Origin of the sequence: Umezawaea sp. Da 62-37, assembly GCF_032460545.1 — a bacterium.
In the GTDB taxonomy this organism is placed as follows: Bacteria; Actinomycetota; Actinomycetes; order Mycobacteriales; family Pseudonocardiaceae; genus Umezawaea.
Genome location: NZ_CP135965.1, coordinates 3,232,753 through 3,243,993, shown reverse-complemented (window position 1 = coordinate 3,243,993; position 11,241 = coordinate 3,232,753). Strand labels below are relative to the sequence as shown.

Below are 11,241 nucleotides of genomic sequence, written 5' to 3'. Positions count from 1 at the left end.
CATTGTGCAGGCCCCGCGGGCCTGTCGAACAAAGCCGATCGGATGGTCCGGGCGAATCCGCCCTGGGCCGTTCCCGTGTCCGGCTATCCGGACGGAGGTGCGCACCGCCACCGCTGCGGCTGTCCACTCCACGTCGAACCTGATCGAGGGGAATGGACAGCCGCTCTGCCGGTGATGGTCGAATCGCCTCGTCGACCTCGACTACGAGCGACATCGGGCGTGCCGTTGTCGAAAGGTGTTAACAATTCGGCCCCACTACTATCCCGCGGTGGTTATTCGCGCGTCGCGGTGGCCTCGAAGAGGCCCGTGCTCGAATAGGAAGCGCCCACGTAGTCCTGGGCGAACGCGGCGGCTGCCGCTGGTGACTCGATCAAGTGCTGCAACCGGGCGTGGCCCAATCGGCTCATGAACGGCTGCTCGTTACGGTGGATGAGGTCCACCATCCACTGCGAGAACTCCTGCGCACGCCACACGCGCCGCAGGCAGATGGCCGAGTAGTCGTCGAGCCCGGCCGTGGACTTGTGGTCGTAGTAGGAGACGATCGCGTCGGCGAAGACCTCCGCGTCGTTCAGCGCGAGGTTCATTCCCTTCCCGCCCATCGGCGTGATGATGTGGGCCGCGTCGCCCAACAAGTAGAGCCTCCCGTAGCGCATCGGCTCGATCACGTGCGAACGCATGTCCAGCACGCGCTTCTCGATGATCGGTCCGGTGGTCAGCGACCAGTCGCTGTCGCGAAGGGCGAGGCGTTTCCGCAATTCTGCCCACACCTTCTCGTCCGGCCAGTTGTCGACGTTCTCGCCGACCGGCACCTGGAGGTAGAAGCGGCTCACCGTGGAACTGCGGAGCATGTGCCCCGCGAATCCGTCGGCGTGCAGGGCGTAGATGACCTTCTCCGTGGAAGGCGGGGCCTCGGCCAGAATGCTGAGCCAGCCGATGCCGTGCTGGTGGGTGAATTCCTCCACCGCGCCTTCCGGAATGCTCTTCCTGGTGACGCCGTGAAAGCCGTCGCACCCGGCGATGAACGAGCAGTCCAGTCGGTTCCGGTTGCCGTCCCGCGCGGTCCACGACACCGACGGGCGGTCGTCGAGGACGTCGTGCAGTTCGACGTCGGTGACCTCGAACCGGATGTCGCCCCCGCTCTCCAGGTACTGGGCGACGAGATCCTTCACGACCTCCTGCTGGGGGTAGACGTAGTGCACCTTCCCCTCGGACAGGTCGGAGTAGTTCAGTTCGTGCGATTCCCCGTTGACCCGGAATTCGCACGCACTGTGAGTGTCACTCTGGGTCAACAGGCGATCGGCCAGACCGTGTTGTTCCAACATCCTCACCGAGCGGTCTTCGAGCATTCCCGCACGAGGTCTCGTTTCGATGTACTCACGAGTGCCGCGCTCGAGCACGACGCAAGGAACGTCGGCTCGCCGCAACAGGTTTGCGACCATCAAACCCGCAGGTCCCGCGCCTATCACCACCACAGGACGTGTTGTGCTCTGAATGGTCCATTCGAGATGAGCTTGTCTCACCATGTGCCCCTGCCTCTGGACGGCCTGTGCAAAGATGCTCACCGAAGGTAGTGGATACAACCTTCGAGTGTCGGTCGACCGGGGTCATGATGAACCGCGAGTGTCACTTTGAGTGGTTTTCGCAGCGACTGGTCGATCGAGCATCCCCCGCAACGAACGCCCCGCTCCAACCAGGAGAGTGCCCCACATGACTCGAAGAGTCGGCCGCCACGCACGCATGATCGTCGGCGGTTTGTCCGTCCTCGCGATGCTCACCTCCGTCGCAGGTTGCGGCCTGCTGGGTGGCAAGGAGGCGGAAACCCCCGCCACCTCCGCAGCCGCCGACGGCAAGGTGGAGAAGGCCACGATCAACCTTGGCGTCCTCCCGGTTCTCGACGTGGCCTCGGTCCACGTCGCGATCAAGAAGGGCTACTTCAAGGAAGAGGGCCTGGACGTCAAGCTGACGACCCTCGAGACCGGCGCGGCGTCCATCCCCGCCCTGAAGAGCGGTGACCTGGACTTCTCCTTCGGCAACTGGGTCTCGTTCTTCACCGCCGAGACCAAGGACGCGCTGAAGGACGTCGGCGGCTTCAAGCTCGTCTCGGACGGCTACCAGGCCAAGCCCGAGATGTTCCTGCTCCTGGGCAAGAAGGACGGCCCGATCAAGGGCCCGAAGGACCTCGCGGGCAAGAACATCGGGATCAACGCGAAGCGGAACATCGCCGAGCTGACCGCGAAGGCCACGCTGGAGGCGAACAACGTCGACCCGAACGGCGTCACCTTCACCGAGATGAAGTTCGGTGACATGCAGGCGGCGGTCGAGAACGGTTCCGTCGACGCGGCCTTCATGGTCGAGCCCTTCATCACCAGCGCCCAGCGCACCGCGGGCCAGGTCACGGTGATGGACGCCGCTTCCGGCCCGACCGACAACATCCCGATCGCCGGTTACACGACGACCGGGAAGTTCGCGCAGGCGAACCCGAAGACCGTCGCGGCGTTCCAGCGCGCGATGGCCAAGGGCCAGAAGGACGCCGCGGACCGCTCCATCGTGGAGCCGCTGCTGCAGGACTACGCGAAGGTCGACAAGGAAACCGCCAGCCTGGTCCACTTCGGTGAGTACCCGACCAGTTTGGACGCGACGCGGCTCCAGCGCGTCTCGACGCTCATGAAGACCTACGGCCTGATCGACAAGGAGCTCGACGTCAAGCCCCTGATCATCGCCACCCCCGGTAGCTGACGAATCGGACGACTGCGGGGAGCCGTGCGGCTCCCCGCAGTTGTTTCCCGGTCGTCACGTCTGGGAAAATGTCCGGAACCACCTCGGTTAGCGAGTGTTTAGTGGGGTTCTCACCCTGCTGACTCATACTGGTTGATTTGAAAACTATCGGCTCCGTCCGCCAAATGGCGGTATGACTGCGGCCGCTTTTACTCGAAGATCCACCAGGTTTGTACAGACGTTTTCTTTCATCGGCTTGGAAGCTGGGGAGTGTGCTGACGGTGCGCGGTCACGGTGACCCCGCGTCCGGATCCGATCCGGAGCGAGCCCGACAAGAGTCGGATTCCGAGGGCGGTAGACCCGCTTACTTGGTTCCGACCTCGAATTCCGCGTCATCCCGTCCCGCTGCCGGCGGTGGGGATGGTCGCGCTGACACGGATGCGCAGGCCTCGGTCGGTGGCATTCGACGCTGGCGCCTGACGAACTGGCGCCTGCGGAGCAAGTTGGCAGTGGTGCTGCTGGTCCCCGCGCTGACCACGCTCGCGCTCGCGGGACTGCGGCTCACCAGCCAGCTCGACGACGTCGAGCTGTTCGGCAAGGTGCAGCGCGAACTCGCGCTGAGCGCGCAGGCCGCTTCGGTGTCCAACGCGATCCAGCTCGAACGCGACTCCGCCGTCCACTTCGTGGCGGCCGGGCGTTCGGACAACGCGATCAGCGTCGACCAGGCGGCGCGCTCGAGCAAGGTCGACGCCGAAGTCGGCAAGTACCGGGACGTCGCGGCCTCCACCGAGGGCATCGACCCCGCGGTGGCCGAAGCGTTCCAGAAGTCGTTGCAGTCGCTGGACAACCTCAGCTCGCTGCGCAACACGATGCTCACCACGAAGTACCCCGACGCCTCGGTCCTCAGTGGTTACAGCCAGATCCTGACCTCGGTGAACCAGGTGCACAGGGTCGCGGCGAGCAGCGTGAGCAACCCGCGGCTGAACCCGTTGTCGGAGGCCAACCTCGCGCTCTACAGCGCGCAGGAGCAGCTGACGCAGCAGAACGCGATCCTCGTCGCGACGGCCAGGCGCGGTGGGTTCGCGCCCGGCCAGGTGGGCTCCCTGCGTTCCGCGCAGTCCAGGTTGGACGCGGCGTTCACCGACTTCACCGCCTCCGCCTCGCAGGAGAACCGCCAGCTGTTCCAGGACGTCGTGAGCGGTGGGGCCGTCGACGGCCGCAACCGGCTCGTCCAGCTCGCACTGGTGCAGCAGGAGGAGAACGACGAGGGACGGGTCGAGATCGGCGACCGGGAGGTCCTGCAGGCCGGTGAGGAGACGGCGAACCTCATCACCACGGTCTCCGCGGACATCCAGAAGCAGATCGAGGCCGAGACCAACGACCTGATCGACGAGGGCCGGGCGAACGCCTGGCGCGACGCGGCCCTGGTGCTCATCGCCCTCATCATCGCGTTCGGCCTCATGGCGATCGTCGCCCGCTCCATGATCATCCCGCTCAGGGTGCTGCGCCGCACCGCCCTGGACGTGGCGCGCAACCGGCTTCCGGAGGCGATCCAGAGGATCCGCCAGCACCGCGACCCGGAGCGCGCCGCGGAGGAAGCCCTCTTCCCGGTGCCGATCAACACGACCGAGGAGGTCGGCCAGGTGGCCCGCGCGTTCGACGCGGTCCAGCGCGAGGCCGTCCGCCTCGCGGTCGAGCAGGTGGCCCTCCGCGCGAACGTCAACGACATGTTCATCAACCTGTCGCGCCGCAGCCAGGCGCTCGTCGAGCGCCAGATCGGCGTCATCGACCGGTTGGAGCAGGACGAGCAGGACCCGGACCAGCTCGCGAGCCTCTTCGAGCTGGACCACCTCGCGACGCAGATGCGCCGCAACAGCGAGAACCTCCTGGTGCTCTCCGGCACGACGGTCAACCGGCGCGTCACGCGCCCGGTGCCGGTGTCCGAGGTGCTCGGCGCCGCGGTGTCCGAAGTGGAGAAGTACGCCCGGATCCAGATCGCGCCGGGGCCGGAGATCAAGGTGCAGGGCCGGGTCGTCAACGACCTCGCGCACCTCATCGCCGAGCTGCTCGACAACGCGACCGCGTTCTCCAAGCCCACCACCAAGGTCACGGTGCGGGCGACGGAGACCCGTCGCGGCGAGATCGCGATCCGCATCCACGACCGCGGTGTCGGTATGCAGGACAACGACATCATCGAGGCCAACCACAAGCTGAGCGAGCCGCCCGAGGTCGACGTGTCCGTCGCCCGCGAGATGGGTCTCTACGTGGTCGGCCAGCTGGCCAAGCGGCACGAGATCCGCGTGACGCTGACCAACAACGACGACATCGAGGGCGGTGTCACCGCACAGGTGGTGCTGCCGGTCTCGTTGCTGCACAAGGGCGCCTCGCAGTTGCCGCCCCCGCCGCCCGCGCGCGCCTCCAACGCGTCGAGCTTCGAGCAGCACCTGTCCGGCCAGTCCGAGACGACCGGTGTCGGCGTCATCGCGGGTGTTCCGAAGTGGACGCCCGGCCAGGCCGAACCCGGCCAGTACGAGCCCGCTCCCTACGAACCCGCCCCGTACGAGTCGGGCCAGTTCGAATCGGGCCAGTTCCCGTCGGGCCAGTTCCCGCAGGTGATGCGGACGCCCGACGAGGACCCGCACGCGGAGCACCTGGTCGAGCGCACCTCGACCGACGGCCTGTTCACCTCGACCTTCGCCGGCACCCCGGCGGCGCCCGAGGGCGTCGAGCAGATCGACTACTCGTACCCGCCCGTCGCGGAGCGCACGGCACTGCCGCGCAAACCCCCGGCGAAGCCGAAGGTCGAGCCGGTCACCGAGCGGCTGCCGATCTACGAGGACGTGCTGTCGCGCTGGTTCCAGGGCGGCGAGGCGGGCGAGCCCCCCGGCAAGGGCACCGCCGTTCCCGCGCCCGTCGCGAACGGCAACGGCAAGCCGGGCGGCAGCGAGGCGACGGAGCTGTTCGCGCCCGTGGGCGTCCTCGAGGCACCCGCGCAGCGGAGCGCTTCCCCGGCACTGCCGAAGCGGGAGGTCCAGGACACCCCGCCGATGCCGGTCCGCAAGAAGGCGCCGCGGCTCGACCAGCTCCCGATCCCCGAGGCCGAGCCCGCGACCCCCGCCCCCTCCTCCAAGGGCACCGCCGACTGGGGTGGCGCGGACGAGGGTTGGCAGACGGCGAACAAGGTGCTCAAGACCGCGGTGGACGACAAGACGACCGCCGGGCTGCCCAAGCGGGTGCCCAACGCGCGTCTCATCCCCGGATCGCCGAAGCAGCAGGCGACGCCCGCGAAGAGCGGCGCGCCGAGCGGTCAGAGTGGCCCGAGCGGGCAGTCCGCGTCGACCGCCACGACCGCGCCTCCCCGGAGGCGTTCCGCCGAGCGGCTGCGGCAGCAGTTCGCCACCTACCAGCGGGGTGTGCAGATGGGTCGCGAGTCCCTTGACGACGCCGAGTCGTGGGACAGCCCCTTGTTCAGCACGACTTCAGGGGACATGAGCGCAGAGAAGGAGCAGCAGTGACCACCACGTCCGAAGAACTGGACAACTTCAGCTGGCTGGTCGAGGACTTCGTCAGCCGAGTGGCCGGTGTAGCGCACGCCATCGTGGTGTCCGCGGACGGCCTCCTCCTGGCGGGGTCCGAGCGTCTCCCGACCGACCGCGCCGAACAACTCGCCGCGGTGGCGTCGGGCCTCATCAGCCTCAACCAGGGCGCGGCGCGCTGCTTCGAAGCGGGCGAGGTCCGGCAGACGGTGGTCGAGATGGAGCGGGGCTACCTGTTCCTCATGTCGATCAGCGACGGCTCCTGCCTGGCCGTGCTGGCCGCTCCCAACTGCGACATCGGGCTCATCGGCTACGCCATGACCCGGCTCGTCGAGCGAGTGGGCGTCCAGCTCACGCCGGAGATCCGCTCGCAGCTCCACGTCTCGATGCGCGGCTGAACCACTACTCAGGAGAAAGCAGACCAGCGATGAGCTCTGGTGCTCTCGGACGACCGGGGTCGCCCGCCAAGCCCACCATGTCGACGAAGATCGTCGTCGCGGGCGGCTTCGGCGTCGGCAAGACGACCTTCGTCGGATCGGTGTCCGAGATCGTGCCGTTGACCACGGAGGCGGTGATGACCGAGGCGAGTATCGGCATCGACGACCTGTCGGCGACCCCGAACAAGGTCACCACCACCGTGGCCATGGACTTCGGTCGCGTGTCCCTGGACAGCGACCTGATCCTGTACCTGTTCGGCACGCCCGGTCAGCACCGGTTCTGGTTCATGTGGGACGACCTGGTGCGCGGCGCGATCGGCGCCGTCGTCCTGGTCGACACCCGCAGGCTCGACGACGCTTTCGCCTCGATCGACTTCTTCGAGGACCGCGAACTGCCCTACGTGGTGGGGGTGAACTGCTTCGACGGTCTCATGCACCACAAGGTGGAGGACATCCGCGAAGCGCTCACCATCTCGCTGTCGGTGCCCATCGTCCCGTGCGACGCGCGCAACCGGCAGTCGACGAAGCAGACGCTGATCACGCTGGTGGAACACGCGTTGCGCCAGCCGACCTTCGCGTGAGTCGACGCGGGGTCTGACGGGTTCCGAAGGGCCGCGGCCGCCGAAGAGGCGGTTGCGGCCCTTCGGCGTGTCCGGATCACATTAACTGTTCTTGCGGTTCGCTCGGAGACGTCGTTACGGTCGAAATCCCTGCAAGTTCCCTCCCCCTGCGAAGAGGAGAACTGAATCGTGTTCAGAAGAACTGCTGGTGTGTTGGCGGTGGCGGTCGCGTTGGTCGGCCTGCACGCGCCTGCCGCGTCGGCTGATGTCGTGGTCGCTGATGTCGTGGTCGCTGCTCGGACGTTGACGTACAACGCGAGTGGTGCTGCGGAGTTCAAGGCGGCGGTCGATGCCGGCGCGGCGGTGTGGAATTCGAGCGTGGTGAACGTGAAGTTGGTGTCGACCACGTCGTCGAGCGCGAACATCCGGGTCGTGGCGGACAACGGGTGGCCGCGGGCCCAGACGACGAGTCTGGGGAACGGGACCGTGTGGATGGGGCGTGAGGCGACCAACGAGGGGTACAACCCGACTCGGATCGCGGCGCATGAGTTGGGGCATATTTTGGGGCAGCCGGATCGGAAGCCCGGGCCTTGTACGAGTTTGATGTCGGGGAGTAGTGCTGGGATCGCTTGTACGAACCCGAATCCGAACGCGCGGGAGAAGTCCGAGGTCGAGGCGGCGTTCCGGACGTTGAAGGCCGCTGGGGTCTGGCAGCGGGAGTTCGTGGAGTAGGTCGGTGGTTGGTCGGGTTTGCTCGGTTTGGTGAGGCTGCGGTCTGGAGCGAAGCCCGGCCCCCGGTCGCGCGATTGTCTCAATGCCACACCCCCGTTTGTCAAGGCGGGGAAGATGCCTTGACAAACGGGGGTGTGGCAGGAGGGCGCTGTGTATCGGGGGCAGGGGTAGGTCTGGCTTCGCCAGCATCGGGCTACGCCCGACTCGGGCACCTCGCTGCGCGTCGGTAGGGCATCGGGCTACGCCTGACTCGGGCACCTTGCTGCGCGTCGGTAAGGCGGCGGGCGCTCCGCGCCGGATGCGGGTGGCCGGCTGCGCCGGCTGTGCATCGGGCTGCGCTGACCAGGCACCTTGCTTGGTGTTGGCGGGGCGTCCTGGGCTTTGCCTTCGGGCGAGGCATTGGTCATGTCGATGGAGATCCGGTTTCGCACGGCTGCGCAAGGCGTTCTGGCTCTGGGGGGACAGAATGTCCGTGGGAGGTGCGGATGCTTGTTGTGACCGGTGGGTTGGGGCGGGTGGCGGGGGTGTTGAGGCCCGTGTTGCCGTCGGATGTTCGGTTGGTGGATGTGAAGCCGGGTGCGGAGCGGTGGGATTTAACGGATTTTCGGCAGGCCGCTGAGGCTGTGCGTGGTGCTGACGCGGTGCTCCACTTGGCGGCGTCGCCCAGTCCTGGGCAGACGTGGAGTTGGGCGCGGCGGGGGAATGTTGTTGTTGCGGATGCGCTGCTCCGTGCGTGTGAGGGGCGGGTTCCGAAGGTCGTGTTGGCTAGTTCGGTGCACGCGATGGGGTTGTACCACCAGTCGGGGATGGGGCCGGTTGATCCGGGGTGGGAGCCCTTGCCGTGTTGTGCTTACGGGGCGAGCAAGGTGGCTGTCGAGGAGCTGGGGCGGGTGCATGCCGAGCGGTACGGGGGGTCGGTGATCTGCCTGCGGTTGGGGTCGACCGGGTATCCGCTGGTGGAGCGGCGGTATGCCGGTATGCAGCTGTTCGACGGTGATGCCCGGCGGCTTGTGCTGGCGGCGTTGAGCGCTGATGTGCGGTTCGGTGTCTACTTCGGAGTGTCGGCGAACACCCCTGCGCAGTGGGACATCACGAACGCGCGGGTCGAGCTCGGTTATGAGCCGGTTGAGGACAGCTCGGCGCTGGACATTCCTGAAGATCGGCCCTACGAGTTCCCGAACTGCCGCATGTTCGGCTAGTCAGTACTCGTCCGCACCCGGCTGCGCGGGTAGCAGGAGGTCGATGCCGATCTCGCGGTACCACTGCGCCAGCTCCGGTGTTGTCCCCTCGGCGATGACGAGTGCGCCGATGTCGTGCAGCAGGGGGATCAGGGCGGTGGTGGTGGCTTTGGCGAGCCTCCCGTCCGGGAGGGGTGCGAGTACGACGGCGTGCAGTCTGTGGTGTTCCACGACGGACAGCTCGTCGGTGCTGCCGGTGAGATCGTGCAGGAGGGTGCGCACGCCCATGTCCCTGAGCACCGAGAGGTTGTCCTAGCCCTCTTCGTGGGCCATGCCCCGCAGGGAAAGGCTGAGCCACAGGCGGTTCGGGGGCAAGCCGGTGGTGGTGAGCACCGTGCCGACGGTTCTGCTGAGGTCGGGGTCGCGGGAGTACTCGGGGGAAAGCCTCACCAGCACGGGTAAGGACTCGGTGTCTTCCGCGGCTCTGGCGCAGGCACGGGTGAGGAGTTCGCGGGCGAGCGGGATGGTGTGGCCGAGTTCGTCGGCGTGGGCGAGGCAGTCCGCGTGGTGCAGGACCACGTCGTCCTCGAGTTCCCAGCGGAGGGCCGCGGACAGCAGCACGTCGTCGACGGGCTGGAACTCGGTGTAGAGGTCGCCGGCGGCGAGTGCGCCGGGCAGTGCCGCTGTCCGGGCCAGCCGCGGGCGGTCGAACCGGTCCTGCTCGTGGTCGTAGTAGGCCCACTGGCGCTTGCCCTTGCGCTCGGCGCCGCGCAGGGTGCTGTGGGCCTGGCGGATCAGCGTCGCGGCGTCGGTGCCCCTGGCGGAGGTGCGGACGAAACCCATGCCCGCGGACACGGCCGTCGACCGGTGGTCGTCGACGGCGATCGGGGCCGAGAGGGCGGTGTCGATGGCCTCCGCCAACTCCGAGATGCTGGGCGTGGTGGGGGAGTCCTCGATGAGGATGACGAACTCGTCGCCGCTCGCCCTGGCAACCACGGCGGTCTCGGCCGAGACGACGGCGGTGAGCCTGCGGGCGATCTCGGTGAGCACGCGGTCGCCAGCCAGGTAGCCGAGGCCGTCGTTGACGATGGCGGTGCTGTCCACGTCGAGGTAGCACAGGGTGATGGTGTGCGGGATGCGGAGGCGGCCGAGCACCTTCTCCAGGTGCGGCAGGAAGCTCTGCCAGTTCGGCAGGCCGGTCAGCACGTCGTGCAGGGCCTGGAAGCGCAGGTACTCGCGGAGCCGCCGCTGGTCGGTGATGTCCTCGGTGACGGCGACGTAGCACTTCGGGCGGCCGTCGCTGTCGCGCACCACGGACAGCACGACGTTGGCCCAGACCTCCTCGCCCCCGGCGCCGGTGAACCGGTGCTCGAACCTGGAGTTCCGCTCCATGGCGACGAGCATCCGGTGGCACGACGTGCGCAGCTCGGCCAGGTCCTCGGGGATGAACACCTCGGCGGGGTCGTCGACCTCGTGGCCGAGCATGCGCTTCAGTGCCGGGTTGACCTCGACGAGGTTGCCCGGCAGGTCGAGGATCGCGACGCCCGCGGCGGAACCGGTGAAGATCTGGCGGAAGCGGGCCTCGCTGTCGTGGAGTTCCTGCTGCGTCTGGGTCAGCGTGAGCAGCAGGGAGTTCCTGACCTGCTCCTGCTCCTCGAAGACCTGGTTGCGCACGGCGTTCGCGTACCCCGCGGACAGCGCGCTCAGCACGAACGTGACGCGGTCGGCGAGGTCGGGCACCGCGGCGAGGGCCGGATCGGTGCGCAGGGCGGGACCGAGCAGGTCGACGGTGGCCTGGAGGCTGCGCCGGCCGGTGTGGCGGGAGGCGACGAGCCAGTCGCCGATCGAGCGCGCCGGGTCGGCGGTGAACTCCTCGGCGGTGAGCAGCGCGACCAGCGCGGCGACGTGCGAGTCCAGTTCGCGCCTGGTCTTGCGCCGGGCCACGGGCGAGTACGCCGTGGGCCCCAACGCCTTCGCCCACAGCTCGCCGAGCGCGGGAGGGTCGATGTCCACATCGGACGGTGCGGAGGCGTCCGACGGGTGTTCCGGTCCCCGGATCGTGCTCATCGTTCTCTCTTGGTGC

General features: G+C 67.7%; 9 protein-coding genes. 6 read left to right on the top strand and 3 right to left on the bottom strand.

Going from position 1 to position 11,241, the window contains the following annotated elements:
• Positions 1 to 272: 272 nt before the first annotated feature.
• Positions 273 to 1,562 (bottom strand): 4-hydroxybenzoate 3-monooxygenase, encoded by a 1,290-nt coding sequence (locus tag RM788_RS14160; protein WP_315932106.1) that lies wholly within the window; start codon positions 1,560 to 1,562, stop codon positions 273 to 275.
• 145 nt (positions 1,563 to 1,707) lie between these two features.
• Between RM788_RS14160 and RM788_RS14155 the strand changes: the two genes are divergently transcribed.
• From RM788_RS14155 to RM788_RS14130, 6 genes are all read left to right on the top strand, one after another.
• Positions 1,708 to 2,736 (top strand): ABC transporter substrate-binding protein, encoded by a 1,029-nt coding sequence (locus tag RM788_RS14155; protein ID WP_315932105.1) that lies wholly within the window; start codon positions 1,708 to 1,710, stop codon positions 2,734 to 2,736.
• Positions 2,737 to 3,224: 488 nt separating this feature from the next.
• Positions 3,225 to 6,230 (top strand): sensor histidine kinase, encoded by a 3,006-nt coding sequence (locus RM788_RS14150; protein ID WP_315934630.1) that lies wholly within the window; start codon positions 3,225 to 3,227, stop codon positions 6,228 to 6,230.
• Positions 6,227 to 6,649 (top strand): roadblock/LC7 domain-containing protein, encoded by a 423-nt coding sequence (locus RM788_RS14145; RefSeq protein ID WP_315932104.1) that lies wholly within the window; start codon positions 6,227 to 6,229, stop codon positions 6,647 to 6,649. Before RM788_RS14150 ends, RM788_RS14145 begins: the two co-directional genes overlap by 4 nt.
• Positions 6,650 to 6,678: 29 nt before the next feature.
• Positions 6,679 to 7,269: a GTP-binding protein gene (locus tag RM788_RS14140; protein ID WP_315932103.1), complete on the top strand. Its 591-nt coding sequence runs from the start codon at positions 6,679 to 6,681 to the stop codon at positions 7,267 to 7,269.
• Positions 7,270 to 7,437: 168 nt separating this feature from the next.
• Complete coding sequence (locus RM788_RS14135) at positions 7,438 to 7,980, top strand: snapalysin family zinc-dependent metalloprotease (protein ID WP_315932102.1); 543 nt, start codon at positions 7,438 to 7,440, stop codon at positions 7,978 to 7,980.
• Between the two features lie 485 nt (positions 7,981 to 8,465).
• Complete coding sequence (locus RM788_RS14130; RefSeq protein ID WP_315932101.1) at positions 8,466 to 9,179, top strand: NAD-dependent epimerase/dehydratase family protein; 714 nt, start codon at positions 8,466 to 8,468, stop codon at positions 9,177 to 9,179.
• On the opposite strand, the gene RM788_RS14125 is transcribed toward RM788_RS14130, so the two are convergent.
• On the bottom strand, positions 9,180 to 9,458 hold the full coding sequence (locus RM788_RS14125) for a hypothetical protein (protein ID WP_315932100.1): 279 nt from the start codon (positions 9,456 to 9,458) through the stop codon (positions 9,180 to 9,182).
• Between the two features lie 12 nt (positions 9,459 to 9,470).
• Positions 9,471 to 11,225 (bottom strand): diguanylate cyclase domain-containing protein, encoded by a 1,755-nt coding sequence (locus RM788_RS14120; protein ID WP_315932099.1) that lies wholly within the window; start codon positions 11,223 to 11,225, stop codon positions 9,471 to 9,473.
• Positions 11,226 to 11,241 lie beyond the last annotated feature (16 nt).

Bases quoted from the DNA above. Each gene is read 5' to 3' on its own strand.
- RM788_RS14155 (WP_315932105.1), top strand. From the start codon at position 1,708: ATGACTCGAAGAGTCGGCCGCCACGCACGCATGATCGTCGGCGGTTTG.
- RM788_RS14140 (WP_315932103.1), top strand. From the start codon at position 6,679: ATGAGCTCTGGTGCTCTCGGACGACCGGGGTCGCCCGCCAAGCCCACC.
- RM788_RS14130 (WP_315932101.1), top strand. From the start codon at position 8,466: ATGCTTGTTGTGACCGGTGGGTTGGGGCGGGTGGCGGGGGTGTTGAGG.
- RM788_RS14120 (WP_315932099.1), bottom strand. From the start codon at position 11,225: ATGAGCACGATCCGGGGACCGGAACACCCGTCGGACGCCTCCGCACCG.